We start from the raw sequence: 20,868 nt of genomic DNA, 5'->3' as shown, positions 1-20,868 counted from the left end.
CGGGACGGCGATGGGGGCCGGCCACGCCCACGTGCTCTACCGGGAGTCGAGCTCGCCGGTGCACCGCCTCCCGCCGGAGGTGAAGATCGCCGCGATGGTGCTGTTCACCGTCGCGGTGGTGGCCACCCCGCGCGCGGCGTTCTGGGCCTTCGGCGGGTACGCCCTGCTGGTCGCGGTGGTGGCCGCGCTGGCCCGGGTGGGGCCGGGCTGGCTGCTGCCCCGGGCGGCGATCGAGCTGCCGTTCGTGCTGTTCGCGTTCGCGCTGCCGTTCCTCGGGGCGGGCGAGCGGGTCGACGTGGCGGGGCTGAGTCTCTCCGTCGACGGGCTGCTCGGCGGGTGGAACATCATCGCCAAGGGCACCCTCGGCGTACTGGCGTCGCTGCTGCTCGCGGCGACCACGACGACCCGGGACCTGATCGTCGGCCTGGACCGGCTGCGCTGCCCGCAGATCCTCACCCAGATCGCCACCTTCATGCTGCGCTACCTGGACGTGCTGGTCGGCGAGGCCCGCCGGATGCGGGTGGCCCGGGTCTCCCGGGGGGACGACCCGCGGTTCCTGTGGCAGCTGCGCGGGTTCGCCGCCGGGATCGGGGCGCTGTTCCTGCGCGCGTTCGAGCGCGGCGAGCGGGTCTACCTGGCGATGGTGTCGCGCGGCTACTCCGGCCGGATGCCGGCGGTCTGGCAGGGGGCGGGCGCGGCGACCGCCGGGCAGTGGCTGGTCGGGTCGGCGGTGCCGCTGGTCGCGGCCACCATCGCCGGGGCCGCCGTCGTCCTGCAATGATCGGGTACGTGCAGACCCCGGCTCCTGTCTCCCTCGACGTGCGCGGCGTGCGATTCGCCTATCCGGACGGGCACGTCGCCCTGCACGGGGTGGACCTGACCGTGCCGCGCGGCGAACGGGTGGCGCTGCTCGGCCCCAACGGCGCCGGCAAGACCACCCTGGTGCTGCACCTCAACGGCATCCTCACCGCCACCGAGGGCTCGGTGCGCGTCGGCGGGCTGACCGTCAGCCGGGACCGGAGCACCCTCGCGGAGATCCGCCGCCGGGTGGGCATTGTCTTCCAGGACCCGGACGACCAGCTCTTCCTGCCCACCGTCGCCGAGGACGTGGCGTTCGGGCCGGCGAACCTGGGGCTGCGTGGGGCGGAGCTGACGGCCCGGGTGGACGAGGCCCTGGCGGCGGTGGGGATGGGCGAGCACCGGGACCGCACCCCGCACCACCTGTCGTTCGGGCAGCGCCGCCGGGTGGCGGTGGCCACAGTGCTGGCCATGCGGCCGGAGATCCTGGTGCTCGACGAGCCGTCGTCGAACCTCGACCCGGCGGCCCGCCGGGAGCTGGCCGGGATCCTGCGCGCCCTGCCGGTGACGCTGCTGATGGTCACCCACGACCTGCCGTACGCGCTGGAGCTGTGCGACCGATCGGTCATCCTCGACGAGGGACGCATCGTCGCCGACGCCCCCACCCGCACGCTCCTGGCGAACCAGGAGTTGCTGTCGACCCACCGCCTGGAACTTCCCTACGGCTTCACCCCCCACCCCTGACCCGAGGCGGTCAGGGCGCCCTGGTGCCCGGTGGATGGGCGCTAGGACGGTTCGTTCCCCAGCGCGAGCCCCTGATCGACGCTGGAGGGCGACGGGGCGGGGCGGGCCGCGGCGGCGGCGCGGAGGCGGAGGACTCCGGCGGCCGTGGCACCGGCTCCCGCGGCCAGGATCACGGTGACCAGGAGGCGGGCCAGGCCGCCGGGCCAGGGGGCCGGGGGAACCGAGCGGCCGAGGACGGCGAGGTTGGTGACGCCGACGAACAGGGCCAGGCAGGCCCCGGCCAGCGCCAGCGCGAAGTCGGCGGCGGGGCGGCGGGCCAGCGCGTACCCGCCCGCCGCGAGCGCGCCCAGGCCGGTGAGCACCGCCCAGACCTGCCCGGCGAGCAGGCCGGCCAGCACCCCGCCCACCCCGGACGCACCGGCGTCCAGCTCCCGGCCGACGGTGAGCACGATCGCGGCCACTCCGCCGAGGGCCAGCGCCGCGCCGACCCCGGCCAGCGCCCTGGCCGCCGCCGCGGTGCCGGCGGCCAGCAGCCCGGCGGCGCCCAGCGCGAGGAAGCCGAGGGTCGCCGCCACCCACCAGGGGTACGGGTCCGGCGGCGGCACCCAGTCGAGGGTGCCCCGGACCTCCACGGGCTCGGTGCCGTCGCGCAGTGGCACCGCCCAGTCCAGGACCCGCTGTTCCCGGGTCGGGTCGGCGCGCACCCGCGCGGGCGGGTCGGGCTCCTGCCACCGGATGCGCCGGTCGTGCCAGCGGGCCGCCGGCCCGTCGTCGATCCGCCGCCAGTCCGGGGCGGCGGCCGGGTCGGCCTGGGCGGGCAGGGTGGCGTCCCCCGACAGGGTCCGGTTCAGGTATGTCGCCGGGGAGCGGCTGTTCTCGAACACCCCGTCGGGCCCGACCCGCAGGTACGGCTCCCCGGAGTAGCCGATCACCTCGACCGGCCGCCCGGTGCGGTTGACCAGCTCCAGCCGGGCCCCCGCCTCCACCACCCGGACGGTCAGCCCCGGGCGGGCCGGGGCGACGCCGATCGCCTCGGCCCGGTAGTCGGTGCCGTCCGGGGCCTCCCCGCCGTGCGCGGCGGCCGGCGCGGCGGTGCCGAGGACGGCGACCAGCGCGGCGGCGGCGACCAGCCCGCCCCGGCGGAGCAGCCCGCCCCCGCGCAGCGGCGCGGGGGTCACTTGCCGGCCGCCGCCACCGCCGCCGTGATGCCCGCGGGGCTGCGGTCGGAGAGTTCCTTGCCGTTGACCTTGATCGTCGGCGTGCCGGTGATCCCGGCCTTGCTCGCGTCCTCGGTGACGCGCTCGGTCCACGCCCGGTACGTGCCGTCGGAGACGCAGGAGGAGAAGTCGTCCCGGTTGAGCCCGACGCCGGCGCCGATCTCGACCAGCTCGTCGTTGCTCAGCCCGGCGCCGCCCTCCGGCGGCTGCCGGTCGAACAGCGCGGCGGTGAACTCCCGGAATTTGCCGCCCTTCGCCGCGCACCCCGAGGCGGCCGAGGACCGGGTGGAGTACTCGGTGGTCGAGAACCGGTTGAGGTAGGCCACCGGGTGGAAGACGACCCGGGCCTTGCCCTCGTTGACCAACTGCTCGATCGTCGCGCCGCTGCTCTGCTGGAACTGCTTGCAGGCCGGGCAGAGGAAGTCCTCGTACAGGTCGATGGTGGCCGGCCCGTCCCCGTACGCGACTCCGGTGCCGTTCTCGGTCGCGCCGGGCGGGGCGGTGAAGGTGTCGGAGCGCTGGCTGGACCAGACGGCCCAGCCGATCCCGCCGGCGATCACCAGCACGGCGACCGCCGCAACCGAGGTCCAGAGGGTCCGCCGTCGGCGGCGTTCCCGGGCCAGTTGCTGCCGGACCAGCCGAGCGGTGTCCCGCTGTCCCTTGCGACTACTCATCCTCGTCCTCCACAGGTGCGTCCGCGAGCCAGCCGTCCACGGAGACGGGGGTGCGGGGCCAGCTCAGCAGGAATCCGGCCAGCGCCAGGAATCCCAGGTCCCGGAGGATTTCCGGGAGGTAGCTCGGGGCCTGTCCGGCGGCGAGCTCCCCGCCGCTGCCGAAGCAGCCGCAGTCGATGGCCAGGCCACGGGCCCAGGCCGAGGCGATGCCGGCGACGAAGACCACCAGGAGCGCGGCCGACACCCCGGCGGCCAGCCGGGTGGCCAGTCCCACCAGCAGCAGCAGCCCCAGGGCCAGCTCGACGAAGGGCAGCGCCGCGCCGATCACCGTCGCGACGTCGTACGGCAGCACCTGGTACGCGTTGACGGCGCGCCCGGAGGCGGCCAGGTCGCCGACCTTGGTCCCGCCGGCGACGAGCCAGACGGCGGCGAGGCCGAGCCGGGCGGCGACGCCCAGCCACGGGCGGACGGCGGGCCAGCGGACGGCCCCGATGCGTCGTGCGGTCATGGTCATTGGTCGCCCCGGCTCCGACGGAAGTTCCCGGTCATCCGGCGAGTGCGTCGCCGACCGCCTCGACCAGGTCGGCGCGGGCCCGGGCCACCCGGGAGCGGATGGTGCCGACGGGCACCCCCTCCACGGCGGCGGCCTCCGCGTACGACAGGCCGAGGAGTTGGGTGAGCACGAAGGCGCCGCGCCGCTCGGCGGGCAGCCGGCGTACCAGATCGGTGGCGCCGAGCTGCCCGGCGGGGTCCGGGTACGGGCGGTCGGCGTGCGCGTGGCCGACCAGCCGTTCGGCGAGCCGCCGCCGACGGACCACGGTGCGCAGGTGGTCGGCGCAGGCCCGGCGGGCGATGCCGAGCAGCCAGGTCCGGGCGCTGGAGCGCCCCTCGAAGCCGGGCAGCGCCCGGAACGCCCGCAGGTAGGTCTCCTGGGTGAGGTCGTCGGCGCTGTCCCGGTCGACCAGCGCGGCGGCGAACCGCCACACCTCGGCCTGGGTGGCCCGGACGAACGCCGCCTGGGCGACCGGGTCGCCGCCGCGCGCGGCGAGCGCCCAGTCGGTCGCCCCGTCCCGGGCCGCGTCGACCGCCGGACCCCGGGCACCGACGCCCGCGGCATCGGGCGGACCGACGGCGGCGGGGTCACGCGGGGCGGGGATCACGTCACATCAGGGTACGCGGCAGATCGGGGCCGGGCAGGGTCCTTCGGCCCTTACATGGCGTGGCCCACTCGGGGAACTTTCCCGGTGCCCGGCCCGACTACCCGCTCATGACATGCGACGACGTGCGCGCGGCGTTGTCGGCGCGGCTGGGCGGCGAGGATCCGCAGGCGCCGGCGGTGGGCAGCGGGTCCGGGCCGTCGCGGGTGCCGGCCCGGGTCGCCGATCGGCCCCCGCGTCGGCGAGCATGGCCCACATGACTGCTGCCAATCTCCGGCCTCCCCGCCGCCGGCTCGCGCGGGTGGGCGCGCTCGCCGGCCTGCTGGTCACCGTCGTCGCCCTGCTACTGGCCCCGGCCACCCCCGCAAGCGCCCATGCGGTGCTGGTGAGCAGCAGCCCGGCCGCGTCCGCCGTGGTGCCCGGCGGGCCGACCGAGGTGGTGCTGACGTTCAGCGAGCCGGTGCGCAAGGTGGCCGGGAAGATCCGGGTGATCGCCCCGGACGGCGCGCGGGCCGACCGGGGGGAGCCGGCCTTCAAGAGCACGGTGGTGACCGTGCCGGTGGACCCGTCCGCCGGGCGGGGCACCTACCTGGTCAGCTACCGGGTCATCTCGGCGGACAGTCACCCGGTGTCCGGCGCGTTCACCTACTCCGTGGGTGCCCCGTCGACGCCGCCGACGGACGCGGGGTCCGACAACCGGGCCGACCCGGTGGTGGAGCACGGGGTCAAGGTCGCCAAGTACCTCGGGTACGCGGGGCTGCTGCTGCTGGTCGGCCCGGCGCTGGTGCTCGGCGCGCTGTGGCCGCGTCGGCTCTCCCGCCGGGGCCCGGCCCGGCTGGCCTGGACGGGGCTGGGCCTGCTGGTGTTCGCCACGCTCGCCGAGCTGTGGTTGCAGGTGCCGTACACCGCCGGGGGCGGGCTGTTCGACGTGACCGGGGCGGGCCTCGGCGACGTGCTGGGCAGCACGTACGGCGCGACGCACCTGGTCCGGCTGGGCCTGCTCGCGGCGGCGGCGTTCCTGCTCCGCCCGCTCTTCGCCGGGCCGGTGGGCCGCACCGACGGGGTGATCCTGGCGATCCTCGGCGGCGCGGCGCTGCTCACCTGGCCGCTGGCCGGGCACCCGGCGGCCTCGCCCGCCCCGGCCGTGTCGGTGGTGGTCGACGCGGTGCACCTGGGCAGCATGGCGGTCTGGCTGGGCGGGTTGGTGATGCTCGGCGGGTTCCTGCTGCCTCGGGCCGACGAGCGGGAGTTGGGCGCGATCCTGCCGATCTGGTCGCGCTGGGCGGCGCTGGCCGTCGCGGCGCTGCTGCTCGCCGGCACGGTGCAGGCGCTGATCGAGGTGGCCACCCCGACCGCCCTGGTCGACACCACGTACGGGCGGCTGGTGCTGGCCAAGATCGTGCTGTTCGTCCTGGTGCTCGGCGTGGCCGCGTACTCCCGGGCGCTGGTGCGCCGGCGCACCGCCGCGGGGCGGCCGACGCCGGTGCGGCGGGCGGTGTGGGTGGAGTTGGCGATCACCGCGGTGGTGCTCGCGGTGTCGGCGACCCTGGTGCAGACGCCGCCGGCCCGCACCGCCGGCGCGGACGTGAACGGCTCGCAGGCCGGCCTGTTCACCACCACCCTGTCCAGCCCGCTCTATTCCCTCCAGGTCGAGATGGACCCGGCCGAACGGGGCAACAACTCACTGCACCTGTACGCGTACACGAAGGACAATCGACCGCAGCCGGTGGAGGAGTGGAAGGCCACCGCCGCGCTGCCGGCGGCCGGGATCGAGCCGATCGAGATCCTGCTGCTGCCGCTGACCGACAACCACGCGACCGGGGAGTTCAACCTGCCCGCCGTGGGGGAGTGGCAGTTCCGTTTCACGGTCCGGACCACGGACATCGACCAGGCCACGGTGAGCGCCACCGTGAGCATCCGCTAGAGAGAGGCAGTTCCCCATGCTCCGTCACCGGCGTTCCGCAACCGCCGCCGTCCTGGCCCTCGGCGTCGCCGCCGTGGTGCTCGGCGTGGCCGCGCCCGCCTCGGCGCACGTCTCGGTCAACCCGAAGGAGGCGACCCAGGGCGGCTACGGCCGGTTCGCGTTCCGGGTGCCGAACGAGAGCGACGAGGCGTCCACGACCAAGGTCGAGGTGGTGCTGCCGGAGAACGCCCCGGTCGGTTCGGTGTCCACGATGCCGCTGCCGGGCTGGACGGTGGCGGTGGAGAAGCGCAAGGTGGACCCGCCGGTGCAGGTGCACGGCAGCGAGGTCACCGAGGCCGTGTCGAAGATCACCTGGACGGCGGCCGGCGACGCGGCGGTCAAGCCGGGCCAGTTCCAGGAGTTCCCGGTCTCGATGGGGCCGCTGCCGGAGGTGGACACGATGGTGTTCAAGGCGCTTCAGACGTACTCGGACGGCAACGTGGTGCGCTGGATCGAGGAGCCCGCCGCCGGGGCCGAGGAGCCGGAGAAGCCCGCGCCGGTGCTGACCCTGACCGCGGCGGCCCCGTCGGCGGGGGCGTCGGCGCCGGCCGTGGCAGCCGCCGGCGCGGACGACGACGATGACGACTCCGAGGGTGGCGCGGGCACCGCGTTCGGGGTGGCGGGGCTGGTCGCCGGGTTGGCCGGCCTGGCCCTGGGCGGCCTCGCGTTCGCCCGTACCCGGCGGGAGCCGGCCGCGAGGTCCTGAGCCGTCCCGTACCGCCCGCTGGCCCGCCGGTCCCTACCGGCGGGCCAGCGCCTTTTCCGCGTCGCCGTACGCCGTTGCTGGTGATATCGGGTGATTGTGCGATTTGCATCGGTATGGTCGTCCGGGTACCCGGCCACGGAAGGAAACGACACGGATGCGATTCGCTCGCGCGCTCGTCGGCATGCTGCTGCTCACCATCGGGATCCCGGCGCTGCTGGCCGGTGCCGCCCTCGGCGTCGCCACCCGGCGCGTCGACCCCGACGGCGGCGTCACCGCCCGGATTGGCGCGGTGGACCTGCAGGCGGAACTCGCCGCCGGGTGGCTCCCCGCAGCCGTCTGGGCGCTGATCGTCCTGGGCGGCCTGCTGGTGGTGTCCGCCGCGCTCCTGCTGCGCCCGGTGCGCCCCCGCGAGGTGGTCTTCGTGGTCGAGCCCGACCAGGTGCCGGTGCTCGCCGGCCGGCTCGGGATGACCTCGCTCGACGCGCTCGGCGCCGGCCCCGCGCCGGCCCCGGCGGTCCCCGCCGAACGGCAACTGGTGGCGGTGGGTCCGCCCGCCGGCCAGCCCCGCCCGGCGCTGGGGCCGGCCCCGGCCCGCCGCCCGGCCACCCTGGCCGATCTCGCCCCGCCGTCCCCGCCGGCACCGCTGGCCTGGCCGCCGCTGAACCCGGAGGTCACGGCCCGTCCGGTGCGCATCGAGCCCCGCCGCATCCGCCCGGCCGCGCCCGGCCCGGCCCGCACCCGCCAACCCTCCTGACCGGTACGCCGCCCCGGCCGGCGGGGCGGGTGCGCCCCTCGCCGGCGGCGTTCCTGACCCCGCCGTCAGGCGGGCCGCCGTTGATCTTCGATGTACTGGCGCACCACGGACAGCGGCGCTCCGCCAACCGATCCGGCGTAGTAGGAACCGGACCACAGGCGTTGCGCCCGCCAATAGTGCTCGACCAGTTCGGGGAACTCCTGTCGCAGCCGACGGGACGATACTCCTTTGAGGGAGTTGACCAGCCGGGACACTGCGACGGTGGGCGGAAAGTTGACCATCAGGTGTACGTGGTCGCGTTCTCCGTTGAACTCGACCAGTTCGACGGAAAAGTTTTCGCACACCGCCCGCATGATTTCTTCCATTCGCGTGAGGTGTCGGTCAGTGAAGACTCCATGTCGGTACTTCGTGACGAAAACCAAGTGGGCGTGCAACGCGAAGACGCAGTGTCTACCAGTGCGAACGTCTTCCGTGTCGGCCATAAACCAATGATACAATCGATGGGTGCAGTTGCGTTGCAGCTACCGGCTTTACCCGACGCCCGGCCAGCGGCAAGCCTTGGCCAGGGCGTTCGGGTGCGCGCGGGTGGTGTTCAACGACGGGCTGCGCGTACGGCAAGGGGCCCGCGAACAGGGGTTGCCCTACATCACGGATGGGGACCTGTCCAAGAGGGTCATCACTGAGGCGAAGAGGACCCCCGGCCGGGGGTGGCTCGGCGAGGTGTCGGCGGTGGTGCTGCAGCAGGCCCTCGCCGACCTGAACACGGCCTACCGGAACTTTTTCGCCTCGGTCAGTGGCAAGCGGAAGGGCCGCAAGGTGGCCCCGCCACGTTTCCGGTCCCGCAAGGACAACCGGCAGGCTGTTCGGTTCACCGCGAACTCCCGGTTCAAGGTTCTCGACAACGGGCGGCTGCGGCTGCCGAAGGTCGGGGATGTGCCAGTCCGGTGGTCGCGGTCCTTGCCGTCGGAGCCGTCGTCGGTGACGGTGATCCGGGACGCGACCGGACGGTACTTCGCGTCGTTCGTCGTGCGGACCAGCACGGACGAGGCGCTGCCGGAGACGGACTCCGAGGTGGGCATCGACCTGGGTCTGACCCACTTCGCGGTCCTGTCCGATGGCACGAAGGTGTCTGCGCCGAAGTTCCTGCGCCGGGCGGCCCGCAAGCTGCGCCGGTTGCAGCAGGACTTGTCCCGCAAGCAGCGGGGCAGTCAGAACCGCAAGAAGGCCGTCGTGAAGGTTGCCCGCGCCCATGCGCGGGTGGCGGACACCCGGCGGGACTGGCAGCACAAACTGTCCACGGCGATCATCCGCGACAACCAAGCGGTGTACGTGGAAGACCTTGCTGTGGCTGGTCTCGGCCGGACCCGACTGGCCAAGAGTGTGCACGACGCTGGATGGGCTTCGTTCACCAGCATGTTGGAGTACAAGGCCGCCCGGTACGGGCGCACGTTCGGCCGGGTAGATCGGTGGTTCCCGTCGACCCGCATGTGCTCCGACTGCGGCCGGATCAACGACAGGATTGACCTGTCGATCCGAGCGTGGGACTGCCCGTGCGGCAGCCACCACGACCGGGACGTCAACGCCGCCAGGAACATCAGGGCCGCCGGACGGGCGGACCTCAACGACCGTGGAGCGCAGGTAAGACCGGCATCCGTGCCGGCACCACGCAGGGAAGCGGTAACCCACCGGGAGCTTGCCCTTCGGGGGTGTAACAGACCGGAATCCTCGCCATTTATGGCGAGGAGGACGTCAATCGGGAGTTCTGTCCAGTTGGTGCGATTTCTCGTCCCTGGCGGTGGTCGGCCCGGCCCGCCGGGCGACCGGCAGAGCCACCAGCAGCAGCAGGCTCAGCAGCACGTACGTGTTGCGGACCAGGAACTGCCCGGGTGAGTCCGTGCGCACCGGGGCCACCCCCCAGTCGTGGAACGAGACCACCCCGTAGACGATCACCGCGCCGGTGAACACGGCCAGCCCGGTCAGCCACCGGCGCCGCCGCGCCCCGTCGGGCGTGGCCGGGTCCGCGCCCAGCGCCGCGTCGGCCAGCACCACCACCGCCGGGACGAACCAGTAGATGTGGTGGGTCCAGGTGATCGGGCTGACCAGCGCGCCCACCAGCCCGGTCAGGGTCAGGCCGGTGAGCGCGTCCCCCGCCGAGGCTGCGCGGGCGGCCCGCCACAGCCCGTACCCGGCGACGAGCAGGGCCAGCGCGAGCCACAGCGCCCGGTTCGGCTCGGCCGGCGCGGTGAACCGGCTGAGCAGCCCGAACAACGACTGGTTCCCGGTGTAGTCGGTGCGCCCGACCCGGCTGGTCGCCCACAGCTCGTGGGTCCAGAACCGCCACGAGTCCGACGGGGCCACGGCCGCCACGAGCAGGGTGGCCCCGGCGGCGGTCGCCGACGCCACGGCCGCCTCCCGCCAGCGGCGGGTCGCCAGCAGGTAGACGATGAAGATGCCCGGGTAGAGCTTCAGGGCGGTGGCCAACCCGACGCCGACCCCCGCCCAGCGCCGCCCCTGCGGCACCCCGAAGAGCAGGTCGGCCAGGATCAGCACGACCAGCAGCATGTTGATCTGACCGAAGGTGATCGTCTCCCGGGTGCTCTCCACCGCGAAGACCAGCAGCACCGCGACGGTGAGGGTGAACGTCCGGGGCAGGCCGTGCCGGGCGACGACCGGGGCGAGCAGCCAGCGGGTGGTCACCACCACGGCGAGCGCGGTCAGGATCGTGAAGACCGCGATCGTGAGGCCCAGCGGCAGCAGCGCGAACGGGCGCAGCAGCAGCGCGCTCAGCGGGGGGTAGGTGAAGTACAGCTCGCCCTGGACCCGGTCCGGCTGCGCGTAGTCGTAGAGCGGGTGGCCGGCGGCCCACCAGTCCATCGCCCGCATGTAGATCTTCAGGTCGAAGAAGTCGTGCACCAGCCCGGGCAGGTACAACGCCGGGAGGACGGCGGCCAGGGCCAGCACCGTGACCAGCCGGCGGACCCTGCGGCCGCCCGGCTCGTCGGCGGTGACGGAGGGTGGCGCGATCGGTTCAGCTGGCACGGGGAAACCCTAGCGGTCCATCCGGCCGACAGGGCCGAGGCGCGAGGGCGTGGGCTGCGCGTAGGCTGTGGCCGTGGCTGACCTCCTCGTCTGGATCGACTGTGAGATGACCGGATTGGACCTCGGCAGGGACGCCCTGATCGAGGTCGCCGCGCTCGTCACCGACCCCGACCTCAACGTGCTCGGTGACGGTGTCGACGTGGTGATCCACGCCGACGAGGCGGCGCTGGAGGGGATGCCGGAGATCGTCCGGACCATGCACGGCAAGTCCGGCCTCACCGAGGAGGTCCGGCGTTCGGCCGTGACCCTGGCCGAGGCCGAGGACCTGGTGCTCGACTACGTCACCAGCCACGTCAAGGACCCGCGCACCGCGCCGCTGTGCGGCAACTCCATCGCCACCGACCGGGGCTTCATCGCCCGGGACATGCCGCGCCTGGACGCGCACCTGCACTACCGGATGATCGACGTCTCCTCCATCAAGGAACTGTGCCGGCGCTGGTACCCGCGGGTGTACTTCGGGCAGCCGCGGAAGGGGCTGGCCCACCGGGCGCTGGCCGACATCCGGGAGAGCATCCGCGAGCTGGAGTACTACCGGCGTACCCTCTTCGTCCCGCTGCCCGGCCCCGATGTGGACAGCGCCAAGGCCATCGCCGCCGAGCTCTGAGCTCCGGCCCCCCGTCCGCGCGGGTTCAGCGGGCGGTGAGGCCGCGCCGGGTGGAGACGCCGGCCGGCAGCCGGTTCAACTCCGCCCAGGACAGCGCCGGCTCCGCGCGGCGCGCGTTGCGTAGCTCGCGGTACGTCGGCTGCGCGGGGAACCGCCCGCTTCCGGCTTCCCGCCAGCCGCGCTCGGCGTCCTGTTGGTACCGGTCATAAGGCAGATTCGGCATGACCATACCGTCCCAGAGAAAGTTGTACATGGATGGAAATGGTTGTGACGTTTGATCGATGCGTCCGGTTCCCCCCGGCGGCAACCGGACTATGAACCGAAATTCATCGGTGATCTTCTGTACGTCTACCCGCCCGTCGGTCGCCTCAATCAGCCTGCGCGCGATCTTCAGAAGCGACCCGCTGGAGCTCTCGGCCGGAGGCGGGTCGGGGTCCTTCTCCGCCGGGTGGGGGTGATCCGGCGGGCGATGTCGCGTGACGCGTACCGGCCGGCCTGGATCAACAGGGTGGGGCGGGTGAGAGCGGTTGTGGGGTGGGGTGGGGGTGGCTGGCGTACCGTGATCATGTTGGCCTCGGGGTGGGGCGCGTTGCGGCGGTGCGGAGGAGGGTGACCGGTGCTCGACCGGCGGCTGTACCTGCACCTGGCGACCTGGCTCGGGCAGTGGCCGGCCGGACCCGGGCTGAACGTGGTCAGCTCGCGCCGGCGTGCCCTGCCCGCCTGGGACGGCCGGCTCCGCCCGGCGATCGCGGTCGGCGACGGCCGCGGCACGGTGCTCTCGGTGGCGCCCCGGCACGCCCCGGCGGTCCGGGCGCTGGCCGGTCAGTCGGAGCGGCGGCTGATTGCCGGCCTGCCGGCCGCCGTGGACCACCCCGGGTGGGTGTGCCACGAGGACGTCTTCCGGTGGACCCTGGCCCCGGCTCCGCTGCCGGACGTGGGGGATTGGGTCGCGCCGACCGAGCCAGGGCTGCCGCGGTGGCTGCGGCTGTTCGACCGCGAGGTGCTGGTGGTGCGGGGCGCCGACGGACGATACCTGGCCGGCGCGGCGATCAAGCGGCACGACGCCCACGGGCACGAGTTGGCCGTCGGCACCGTGCCGGAGGCCAGGGGGCGCGGGTTGGCGCGTAGCCTCGTCGCCCGGGCCGCCCGCCGGGTGCTCGACGGGGGTGCGGTGCCGACGTACCGGCACGACCCCGCCAACGTCGCGTCGGCGCGGGTCGCCGAGGCGGCCGGCTTCGCGGACCAGGGCTGGCGGTCGTACGGGGTGTACCCGCCGTGACTCCGGGCCCCGGCGACCCGTAGCTGCCCGGCGGCCCCGGCCGGCGCCCGTGGTCGCCGGTGTGACGACGGACACCGGTGGGTAGGGGTGGCCGCATGGCTGACAACCGCGCACCGACACCGGATCCGGAGCCCGAGTACGGGTCCGGGTCGCGCCCCACCGGCCCGTCCGGCCCGCAGGGCGGTGGCCGGCCCGCGGCCGTCGCCCCCGGCCAGGGCGTTCCCGGCCCGCGCGACGCCGCACCCGGTGCCGTCCCCGGTGCGGACACCGTCGCCAAGCCGTCCCGCCGCAAGGACCGCACCCGCTACCTTTACCTCGCGGTCATCGCCGCCGTCCTCGCGGGCATCGCGGTCGGGCTGGTCTTCCCCGCCTTCGGCAAGTCCCTCGCCCCGCTCGGCACCGGTTTCGTCAACCTGATCAAGATGATGATCGGTCCGGTGATCTTCTGCACCATCGTGCTCGGCGTGGGCTCGGTACGGAAGGCGGCGCAGGTCGGCAAGGTCGGCGGCCTCGCCCTCGGCTACTTCCTGCTGATGTCGACCGTCGCGCTGGCGATCGGCCTGGTGGTCGGCAACCTGATCCACCCGGGCTCGGGGCTGGCGCTCGACGGCGCGCTCGCCGGTGCCGGCCAGAAGGCTGCCGGTGGGGAGTCTGAGGGGACCGTCGAATTCGTTCTCGGCATCATTCCGACCACCCTGTTCTCCGCGCTGACCGAGGGCGACGTGCTCCAGGCGCTCCTCGTCGCGCTGCTGGTCGGGTTCGCGGTGCAGAGCCTCGGCCGGCGTGGCGAGCCGGTGATCAATGCGATCGCCGTACTCCAGCGGGTGGTCTTCAAGGTGCTTGCGATGATCATGTGGCTGGCGCCGATCGGCGCGTTCGGGGCGATCGCCGCCGTGGTCGGCGCGACCGGCGTGGACGCGCTGAAGAGCCTGGCCCAGATCATGCTCGGCTTCTACGCCACCTGCGCGATCTTCGTGTTCCTGGTGCTCGGCGCGCTGCTCTGGATCGTCGCCCGGATCTCGATCTTCAAACTGCTGCGCTACCTGGGCCGGGAGTTCCTGCTGATCCTGTCCACCTCGTCGTCGGAGTCGGCGCTGCCCAGGCTGATCGCCAAGATGGAACACGTCGGGGTGAGCAAGCCGGTGGTCGGCATCACCGTCCCCACCGGATACTCGTTCAATCTCGACGGTACCGCGATCTACCTGACCATGGCCGCGCTGTTCATCGCCGAGGCGATGGGCAAGCCGCTGTCGATCGGCGAGCAGATCTCGCTGCTGTTCTTCATGATCATCGCCTCGAAGGGGGCGGCCGGGGTGACCGGCGCCGGCCTGGCCACCCTGGCCGGCGGCCTCCAGTCGCACCGCCCGGACCTGGTCGACGGGGTGGGGCTGATCGTCGGGATCGACCGGTTCATGTCCGAGGCCCGGGCGCTGACCAACTTCGCCGGCAACGCTGTGGCCACCGTGCTGGTCGGCACCTGGACCCAGGGCTTCGACCGGGACCGGGCGAAGCGGGTGCTACGCGGCGACGACCCGTTCGACGAGGCGACCATGCTCGACGACCCGCACGGGGACGACGTGCCCCGCGACGGGACGGAGGCGGATGCGCGGGCAGCCGACCCGGCCCGCCCGGTGCCCGCCCTGCGCTGACGCCCGCCGGCCGGTGCCGCAGGCGGGGCGCGGACCGTGGATCCCGGGCCGGATCCACGGTCCGCAGCCTTTCCCCAGGCCCTCCTGCCGGCCGCCGTCCCGCCCATGACGCTACGTATCGATAATGGGTCGGGCAAGGGGTGATCGGCGGGTTGTCGGTGTCGTTTAGGGGACTTGACCTGTGATGCAGCGAGCTGGGTGGCTTCTGGGCCTAGTGACGCAGAGTGCGGATCAGGGTCGGTGTCTGGCGGTTGGCCGACCGGGGCACCCGTGCCGGGACAGCCCGGCGAGCGGACCAACCCCCGGTACGCGAACCAGCGCAGCTCGGGGTCAACCGGCCAGGCCGAGCACCTCCGCCGCCGCCCGCCCGTTTGCGTGGCTCGCCCCGTACGTGGTCACGTAGGCGCGAGTGCCCGTCGGCCGCCACCGGCCCGGCCAGCCCATCTCCACCACGGTCACCGGATGCGTGGCGGCCAGCGCGTCGACCAGGTCGGGGCCGCCGGGGAGCCGGTGCAGGTGCCGGCCCACCAGCACGATGGGCCGGGCCCCGGCGAGCCCGCGCAGGGACGCCACGTCGGTCTCGGCGGCCACCACCCGCACCTCCTCCAGCCCGGCCAGGTGCGGGCCGAGCCCCCACGGCACCCGCTCCTCGACGATCGTGGACGCGGTGTGCAACTGGACCACCAGCGGCCGGCCCAGCCCTGTGACGTCGCCCTCGACGCGGACGGCGCGCCGCGCGACGGCGTACCCGAGGTCGGTCGGGGCGGGGGGCGGCGTGCCGGCGGGCCGGGTCCAGGCGGCGAGCGCCGCGGTGCGGCCGGCGGCCTCCTCCACCCGGGCCCGGTCCAGCCGACCGTCGCCGAGCGCGTCGACGATCTCGGCGGCCACCCGCTCGACCAGCGCGGCGTCGACCGTGGCGCCGATGCAGAGCAGGTCCGCCCCGGCGGCGAGCGCGCGGACGGCGGCCGGGCCGACGCCCCCGGCGGCGAGCGCCGCGCCCTTCATCTCCAGCGCGTCGGTGATCACCGCCCCGGAGAAGCCGTACTCGCGGCGCAGCAGGTCGACCAGGACCGCCCGGCTGAAGGTGGCCGGGTCGTCCCCGGTCAGCGCGGGGACCCGGATGTGCGCCGTCATGATCGACCGCACCCCGGCCCCGATGGCGGCGGCGAACGGCGGAAGGTCCCGCTCGCGCAGTACGGCCGGCGGCACGTCCACGGTGGGCAGCTCGTAATGCGAGTCGGCGGTCGCCGCGCCGTGGCCGGGGAAGTGCTTCGCGCAGGCGGCCACGCCGGTCGACTGGATGCCGGCGACGGCGGCGGCCGAGTGGACGGCCACCCGGGCCGGGTCGGCGCCGAACGAGCGGGTGCCGATGACCGGGTTCTCGTCGGCGGTGTTCACGTCCACGGTCGGCGCGAGGTTGACGGTGATCCCGAGGGCGGCCAGCTCGGCCCCGATCGCCGCGTACACCCGCTCGGTCACCGCCGGATCGTCGACCGCGCCGAGCGCGGCGTTGCCCGGGTACGGGCTGCCGGTGGCGCGGGCGAGCCGGGTGACGTCGCCGCCCTCCTCGTCGATGGCGACCAGCACGTCGGGCCGGGCCGCGCGCAGCGCCGCCGTGCTCGCCGCGAGCTGGGCGAAGTCGTGCACGTTCGTGCCGAACAGGGTATGCCCGGCCAGGCCCTCGCCCACGAGGCCGACGGCCCAGTCCGGCGGGACGGGCCCCGGGTACGCGGCGAGTAGGGTGCCCAGCGCGAGCCGGCGCAGTCCTGGATCGGTCCCCACGAGTCTGTCCCCTTCCGGTGCCCGAGGGCACGAACGTCGTACCGGGTTCGCCGGCGGGACCACGGTCGCCGCCGGGTCGTCCGACCACCCGGTCCCGGGCGGCCGTTACGCTACGGACACCCGTCTGCAGGTCGGTAGTGGTGAGTAGAGCTTACGAATAGCTAGAGGACATGGCATGAGTGCGACCCGGCTGCCCGGCACCCCCCGCCTGTTACGAGCGCTCAACGACCGCGCGACGTTGGAGCTGTTACTCGAGCGCGGGCCGCTGACCCGGGCCCGGATCGGCGAGCTGACCGGCCTGTCCAAGGTCACCGCCAGCCAGCTGGTCGAGCGGCTGGAGGAACGCGGCCTGGTCGCCCGGGTCGGCGAGCAGGCCGGCGGGCGGGGCCCGAACGCCCAGCTCTACGCCGTCCGGCCCAGCAGCGCGTACGTGGTCGGGGTGGAGGTCGGCGCGGACCGGGTGGTCGCGGCCTGCGCCGACATCACGGGCGCGGTGACCGGCCGGGTGGAGCAGTCCACCCGGGACACCGACGACCCGGTCGGCGTGGTGCACAACGCCGTCGTCCAGGCCGCCAGCAGCGCCGGGGCCGAGTTGTCCGTCGTGCGTCGGGTGGTGCTGGGCACGCCCGGCCTGGTCGACCCGGGCACCGGCGACATCACCTTCGCGTTCAACCTGCCGCGCTGGCACCGTGGCCTGCTCGCCGCGTTGCGCGAGGACCTGGACACCCCGGTGGTCTTCGAGAACGACGTCAACCTGGCCGCCGTCGCCGAGGCGCAGTCGGGCGCGGCCCGGGAGTTGGCCGACTTCGTGCTGGTCTGGTTGGGCGCGGGCGTCGGTCTGGCGATCATGCTCGGCGGACGGCTGCACCACGGCAGCAGCGGCGCGGCCGGCGAGATCGGCTACCTGCCGGTGCCCGGGGCGCCGATCCCGCGCGACGTGTCCCGCCGGGCCAAGCCGGCCTTCCAGCAGCTCGCCGGCAGCGACGCGGTGCTGGCGGTGGCCCGGGAGCACGGCATCGTCGCCGACTGCGCCGCCGAGGCGGTACGCGCGGCGGTCGAGGCCGACGCCGCACCGGTGCTCGACGAGCTGGCCCGCCGGCTCGCCCTGGGCGTGGCGAGCACCTGCGTGGTGCTCGACCCACCGCTGGTGGTGCTCGCCGGCGAGGTCGGGCGGGCCGGCGGCGCGGCGCTGGCTGGGCGGGTGCAGCGGGAGGTGGCGGCGATCACCCTGGTCCGCCCCCGGGTGGTGCCGAGCGGACTGACCGAGGAGCCGGTCCTGCACGGCGCGCTGCGCACCGCTCTCGACGCCGTGCGGGACGAGGTGTTCGGCAGCACCGTGGGCTGACCACGCGTCCGTCACGTAGGAATTCTTCACCATCACCCGGGGCGCTGCAACAAGTTGTCGCGCCCCGGGTGCGCGGGTCAGATCAGGTCGCGGCGGCGGAACGCGGCGAACGCGGCCACCGTCAGCCCGCCGGTCAGCGCCAGCAGCACCGCCAGCCCGAGCCCCCAGCCGAGCTGGTAGGTGCCGTCGCAGTAGCCGGACACGCCCCCGCACATGGAGGCGTCGGAGAGCCGGGCCTCGCCGGTCAGCCAGGCGTCGAGGTAGGTGGAGAGCATCCAGTCCTCGCCCCGCGGTATGCCCACCACCTCCACCACCACCCGCAGGCCGAGCTCCCACACCACCGCGTACGCCATGACCGCGCCGAGCGCCGCCGCCGTCCGCCGGCCGAGGGTGGCGATGGCGAAGCCGGCCGTCGCGGCGAACAGCACCAGCACCACCCCACGGGCCCAGGTCAGCCACAGCCGCGGCCAGAAGTCCCCGTCGGTCGCCCCGGGCATCCCGGCGGTCTGCCCGATCAGCCAGAACGCGCCCCCGTACGCCGTCGACGCCAGCACCGACACCGCCGTCAGCGCGCCGAGCAGCGTGCCCAGCTTCGCGCCGAGCACGGCGAGCCGCCGGGGCCGCCAGATCAGCAGGTTGACCACCCCGCCGGTGGACAGGTCCGCCCCGATGTACGAGGCGCCGACCAGGAACCCGAACAGCACCAGGAAGAGGATCAGGAGGTACAGCAGCGGGCGGGCCTGGTTGGCGAAGTTGAACACCCCCTGGAGGTGGTCGGCGGCCACCGGCAGCCGCTCCCGCTGGGCAGGGTCGAACGCCGAGCAGTCGCTCGGGAAGCTTTCCGACTCCTCCGGCGGCAGGTTTCCCCGCGCGGCAGCCACGCACCGCTGGTACGTGGCCTCCAGGGCCTGCCGTTCCTCGGCCGCCGCCTGCTGGGCCTCGGCGACCTCGATCGACGACGGCCGGTGCGAGCCGACCAGGGTGGTCACCGCGGTCACCCCGAACGCCAGCACCAGCAGCACCAGCATGAGCTGAACGAAGCGGCGCGCGGCCAGCCGTTCCAGCTCGGCCCGTACCAGGCTCACGCCCTTACCTTTCTGTCGTCGCCGACGGTCACGTCGAGGTCGATGAGCCGGCCCTCGCCGGGGTCGACGGGTGCCGGCTCGTCGGCCAGCCCGGGCAGCTCGGGATGCTCCGCCCCGTCGTCGGTGAGCTCCAGGAAGACGCTCTCCAGGTCGGGTCGCAGCGGCACCAGCTCGCGGACCCAGAGCCCCTGCTCGCCCAGCAGCCGGCTGATCTCGCCGGCGTCCGGCACCCCGCCGACGACGAGGTGCTCGGCGTGCTCCTCCACCGGCAGTCCCTCCCGGCGCAGCAGCTCCGCAGCCTGCCCCTGCTCGGGCACCCCGACCCGCCACTCGTGCTGGTCGTGGCCGTCCAGCACGCCCTCCACCGGCCCGGCGGCCACCCGCCGCCCCCGGGAGATGATCGTCACGTGGTCGCAGATCAGCTGGATCTCGCCGAGGATGTGGCTGGACAGCAGCACGGTCACCCCGGCGGCGGCCAGCTCCCGCATCAGGTCCCGCATCTCCCGGATGCCCGCCGGGTCCAGCCCGTTCGCCGGCTCGTCCAGGATCAGCAGCTCCGGCTCCTTGAGCAGGGCCGAGGCCACCGCCAGCCGCTGCCGCATGCCCAGCGAGTAGCCCTTGACCTCGTCGTCGCCCCGGCCGCGCAGCCCCACCTGGTCCAGCACCTCGTCCACCCGCCGGGTCGGCACCCCGCCGGCCAGGGCGAGCAGCCGCAGCGTGCGGTGCCCGGTGAAGTTGCCGAAGAACTGCGGCGTCTCCACGATCGCGCCGACCCGCCCGGCCACCGCGGCCGACCGGCGCGGCACGTCCTCGCCGAACAGCCGCATCCGGCCCGCGTCGGCGCGGACCAGCCCGAGCAGGGCGCGCAGCGTGGTGGTCTTGCCCGAGCCGTTCGGCCCCAGGAAGCCGTGGATCTCGCCCCGCCCCACCAGCAGGTCGAAGCCGTCGACGGCGACCTGGCGGCTGCGGTACGGGCCGTGGAAGGTCTTGCGTAGCCCCTCGATCTCGATTACGGCGCTCACCCGAGACGCTCCCTGAAGCGGTACGGCATCTGGTTCCTCCCCCGTGCGGTGACCAACGCCACGGCGCCTCACCTTATGGCGTGGCCACCGCCCGTGGGGGGCGGTGCGGCGGTGCGTGGTTGGATGGACGGGTGACTGGTGACCTGATCCCCGGCGTCGTCGGCGCCGCCCCCGCCACCGCCCCCGTGGACGCGGATCTGGTGGTCAGCCTGGACGGTGTTGGCGTACGCCGGTCCGACACCGCGCTGCTGCACGACGTGGACTGGCGGGTCGAGCTGGACGAGCGTTGGGTCGTGCTGGGCCCGAACGGTGCCGGCAAGACGACGCTGTTGAGCCTGGCCGCCGGCCGGCTGCACCCGACCACGGGCACGGCGCACGTGCTCGGCGAGCGGATCGGCCGGACCGACGTCAACGAGCTGCGGACGCGGATCGGCCTGTCCACCGCAGCCCTCGCCGAGCGGGTGCCCGCCGAGGAACGGGTGGTCGACGTGGTGGTCACCGCAGCCTGGTCGGTGGTGGGGCGCTGGCGGGAGAGCTACGACCGCACCGACGAGGCCCGGGCCCACGCGCTGCTCGGCCAGTTCGGCATCGGCCACCTCGCCGACCGGGCGTACGGCACCCTGTCCGAGGGGGAGCGCAAGCGGGTGCAGATCGCCCGGGCGCTGATGACCGATCCCGAGCTGCTGCTGCTGGACGAGCCCGCCGCCGGGCTCGACCTGGGCGGGCGCGAGGACCTGGTGGCCCGGCTGGCCGAGCTGGCGTACGACCCGGACGCTCCGGCCCTGGTCCTGGTCACCCACCACGTCGAGGAGATCCCGCCGGGCTTCACCCACGCCCTGCTGCTGCGCGAGGGCGGCGTGATGGCCCAGGGGCTGCTCGCCGACACCCTGACCGCCGACAATCTCTCCAAGACCTTCGGCCTGCCCCTGACGGTCGACCGCGTCGGCGACCGCTGGACGGCCCGCGCCGCCTGAGCCGCGAGGAGTGCCG

The 20,868-nt window shown here is 74.2% G+C and carries 20 protein-coding genes and 1 pseudogene; 11 read left to right on the top strand and 10 right to left on the bottom strand.

Annotated elements, in window-relative coordinates:
* Positions 1-10: 10 nt before the first annotated feature.
* On the top strand, positions 11-781 hold the full coding sequence (cbiQ, locus tag OG559_RS05175) for a cobalt ECF transporter T component CbiQ (protein WP_405112985.1): 771 nt from the start codon (positions 11-13) through the stop codon (positions 779-781).
* Complete coding sequence (locus OG559_RS05170; protein ID WP_405112983.1) at positions 778-1,542, top strand: energy-coupling factor ABC transporter ATP-binding protein; 765 nt, start codon at positions 778-780, stop codon at positions 1,540-1,542. Before cbiQ ends, OG559_RS05170 begins: the two co-directional genes overlap by 4 nt.
* Positions 1,543-1,583: 41 nt before the next feature.
* Here the strand turns inward: OG559_RS05170 and OG559_RS05165 are convergent, their stop codons facing one another.
* The 4 genes from OG559_RS05165 to OG559_RS05150 are packed head-to-tail and all read right to left on the bottom strand — an operon-like array spanning position 1,584 to position 4,593.
* Positions 1,584-2,720, bottom strand: a complete 1,137-nt coding sequence (locus OG559_RS05165; RefSeq protein ID WP_405112981.1) for a hypothetical protein — start codon at positions 2,718-2,720, stop codon at positions 1,584-1,586.
* Positions 2,717-3,433: a DsbA family protein gene (locus tag OG559_RS05160; RefSeq protein WP_405112979.1), complete on the bottom strand. Its 717-nt coding sequence runs from the start codon at positions 3,431-3,433 to the stop codon at positions 2,717-2,719. Before OG559_RS05160 ends, OG559_RS05165 begins: the two co-directional genes overlap by 4 nt.
* Entirely contained in the window at positions 3,426-3,947 is a 522-nt protein-coding gene (locus OG559_RS05155) for a MauE/DoxX family redox-associated membrane protein (RefSeq protein ID WP_405112977.1), read from the bottom strand. Before OG559_RS05155 ends, OG559_RS05160 begins: the two co-directional genes overlap by 8 nt.
* A 31-nt stretch (positions 3,948-3,978) precedes the next feature.
* Positions 3,979-4,593: a sigma-70 family RNA polymerase sigma factor gene (locus OG559_RS05150; RefSeq protein ID WP_405112975.1), complete on the bottom strand. Its 615-nt coding sequence runs from the start codon at positions 4,591-4,593 to the stop codon at positions 3,979-3,981.
* Positions 4,594-4,846: 253 nt separating this feature from the next.
* On the opposite strand from OG559_RS05150, the gene OG559_RS05145 reads away from it, so the two are divergent.
* The 3 genes from OG559_RS05145 to OG559_RS05135 all read left to right on the top strand — a co-directional run bounded on the left by OG559_RS05145 (position 4,847) and on the right by OG559_RS05135 (position 8,013).
* A complete protein-coding gene (locus tag OG559_RS05145) occupies positions 4,847-6,514 on the top strand; it encodes a copper resistance CopC/CopD family protein (RefSeq protein ID WP_405112973.1) in 1,668 nt (555 codons plus the stop codon).
* Between the two features lie 16 nt (positions 6,515-6,530).
* Positions 6,531-7,259 (top strand): YcnI family protein, encoded by a 729-nt coding sequence (locus OG559_RS05140; protein WP_405112971.1) that lies wholly within the window; start codon positions 6,531-6,533, stop codon positions 7,257-7,259.
* A 154-nt stretch (positions 7,260-7,413) separates the two neighbouring features.
* On the top strand, positions 7,414-8,013 hold the full coding sequence (locus tag OG559_RS05135; RefSeq protein ID WP_405112969.1) for a hypothetical protein: 600 nt from the start codon (positions 7,414-7,416) through the stop codon (positions 8,011-8,013).
* Between the two features lie 65 nt (positions 8,014-8,078).
* Here OG559_RS05135 and tnpA read toward each other — a convergent pair whose 3' ends face one another.
* Entirely contained in the window at positions 8,079-8,495 is a 417-nt protein-coding gene (gene tnpA / locus OG559_RS05130; RefSeq protein WP_405112967.1) for an IS200/IS605 family transposase, read from the bottom strand.
* 22 nt (positions 8,496-8,517) lie between these two features.
* Here tnpA and OG559_RS05125 point away from each other — a divergent pair.
* Positions 8,518-9,603: pseudogene (locus tag OG559_RS05125) on the top strand (RNA-guided endonuclease InsQ/TnpB family protein); the annotation flags it as partial.
* 159 nt (positions 9,604-9,762) lie between these two features.
* Here OG559_RS05125 and OG559_RS05120 read toward each other — a convergent pair.
* Positions 9,763-11,052, bottom strand: coding sequence for a glycosyltransferase family 87 protein (locus tag OG559_RS05120; protein ID WP_405112965.1), 1,290 nt, complete (start codon positions 11,050-11,052; stop codon positions 9,763-9,765).
* Positions 11,053-11,119: 67 nt separating this feature from the next.
* Here OG559_RS05120 and orn point away from each other — a divergent pair, with 67 nt between their 5' ends.
* Entirely contained in the window at positions 11,120-11,716 is a 597-nt protein-coding gene (gene orn / locus OG559_RS05115; protein WP_405112963.1) for an oligoribonuclease, read from the top strand.
* Between the two features lie 25 nt (positions 11,717-11,741).
* Here orn and OG559_RS05110 read toward each other — a convergent pair whose 3' ends face one another.
* Positions 11,742-11,939, bottom strand: a complete 198-nt coding sequence (locus OG559_RS05110) for a DNA repair protein (RefSeq protein ID WP_405112961.1) — start codon at positions 11,937-11,939, stop codon at positions 11,742-11,744.
* A gap of 393 nt (positions 11,940-12,332) precedes the next feature.
* On the opposite strand from OG559_RS05110, the gene OG559_RS05105 reads away from it, so the two are divergent.
* A complete protein-coding gene (locus OG559_RS05105; RefSeq protein WP_405112959.1) occupies positions 12,333-12,995 on the top strand; it encodes a GNAT family N-acetyltransferase in 663 nt (220 codons plus the stop codon).
* Between the two features lie 95 nt (positions 12,996-13,090).
* Positions 13,091-14,644: a cation:dicarboxylate symporter family transporter gene (locus tag OG559_RS05100; RefSeq protein ID WP_405112957.1), complete on the top strand. Its 1,554-nt coding sequence runs from the start codon at positions 13,091-13,093 to the stop codon at positions 14,642-14,644.
* Positions 14,645-14,974: 330 nt separating this feature from the next.
* Here OG559_RS05100 and OG559_RS05095 read toward each other — a convergent pair whose 3' ends face one another.
* A complete protein-coding gene (locus OG559_RS05095; protein ID WP_405112955.1) occupies positions 14,975-16,426 on the bottom strand; it encodes a glycoside hydrolase family 3 N-terminal domain-containing protein in 1,452 nt (483 codons plus the stop codon).
* Positions 16,427-16,601: 175 nt separating this feature from the next.
* Between OG559_RS05095 and OG559_RS05090 the strand changes: the two genes are divergently transcribed.
* Positions 16,602-17,771 carry an ROK family protein gene (locus tag OG559_RS05090; protein ID WP_405112953.1) on the top strand — a complete coding sequence of 390 codons (1,170 nt, stop codon included), beginning with the start codon at positions 16,602-16,604 and terminating at the stop codon, positions 17,769-17,771.
* A 77-nt stretch (positions 17,772-17,848) separates the two neighbouring features.
* Here OG559_RS05090 and OG559_RS05085 read toward each other — a convergent pair whose 3' ends face one another.
* The gene (locus OG559_RS05085) at positions 17,849-18,856 is read right to left on the bottom strand and encodes an ABC transporter permease subunit (RefSeq protein WP_405112951.1); all 1,008 of its coding nucleotides are present in this window, start codon (positions 18,854-18,856) and stop codon (positions 17,849-17,851) included.
* Positions 18,853-19,878: an ABC transporter ATP-binding protein gene (locus tag OG559_RS05080; RefSeq protein ID WP_405112949.1), complete on the bottom strand. Its 1,026-nt coding sequence runs from the start codon at positions 19,876-19,878 to the stop codon at positions 18,853-18,855. Before OG559_RS05080 ends, OG559_RS05085 begins: the two co-directional genes overlap by 4 nt.
* A gap of 131 nt (positions 19,879-20,009) precedes the next feature.
* Between OG559_RS05080 and OG559_RS05075 the strand changes: the two genes are divergently transcribed.
* Entirely contained in the window at positions 20,010-20,852 is an 843-nt protein-coding gene (locus tag OG559_RS05075) for an ABC transporter ATP-binding protein (RefSeq protein WP_405112947.1), read from the top strand.
* Positions 20,853-20,868 lie beyond the last annotated feature (16 nt).

This window comes from Micromonospora sp. NBC_01405 (assembly GCF_045040155.1).
Taxonomy (GTDB): domain Bacteria; phylum Actinomycetota; class Actinomycetes; order Mycobacteriales; family Micromonosporaceae; genus Micromonospora.
This window is presented reverse-complemented; position numbering and strand designations above follow the sequence as displayed.

Coding starts and splice junctions, on each gene's coding strand:
- cbiQ (WP_405112985.1), top strand. CDS start 11: ATGGGGGCCGGCCACGCCCACGTGCTCTACCGGGAGTCGAGCTCGCCG.
- OG559_RS05170 (WP_405112983.1), top strand. CDS start 778: ATGATCGGGTACGTGCAGACCCCGGCTCCTGTCTCCCTCGACGTGCGC.
- OG559_RS05160 (WP_405112979.1), bottom strand. CDS start 3,433: ATGAGTAGTCGCAAGGGACAGCGGGACACCGCTCGGCTGGTCCGGCAG.
- OG559_RS05155 (WP_405112977.1), bottom strand. CDS start 3,947: ATGACCATGACCGCACGACGCATCGGGGCCGTCCGCTGGCCCGCCGTC.
- OG559_RS05145 (WP_405112973.1), top strand. CDS start 4,847: ATGACTGCTGCCAATCTCCGGCCTCCCCGCCGCCGGCTCGCGCGGGTG.
- OG559_RS05140 (WP_405112971.1), top strand. CDS start 6,531: ATGCTCCGTCACCGGCGTTCCGCAACCGCCGCCGTCCTGGCCCTCGGC.
- OG559_RS05135 (WP_405112969.1), top strand. CDS start 7,414: ATGCGATTCGCTCGCGCGCTCGTCGGCATGCTGCTGCTCACCATCGGG.
- tnpA (WP_405112967.1), bottom strand. CDS start 8,495: ATGGCCGACACGGAAGACGTTCGCACTGGTAGACACTGCGTCTTCGCG.
- OG559_RS05110 (WP_405112961.1), bottom strand. CDS start 11,939: ATGCCGAATCTGCCTTATGACCGGTACCAACAGGACGCCGAGCGCGGC.
- OG559_RS05100 (WP_405112957.1), top strand. CDS start 13,091: ATGGCTGACAACCGCGCACCGACACCGGATCCGGAGCCCGAGTACGGG.
- OG559_RS05090 (WP_405112953.1), top strand. CDS start 16,602: ATGAGTGCGACCCGGCTGCCCGGCACCCCCCGCCTGTTACGAGCGCTC.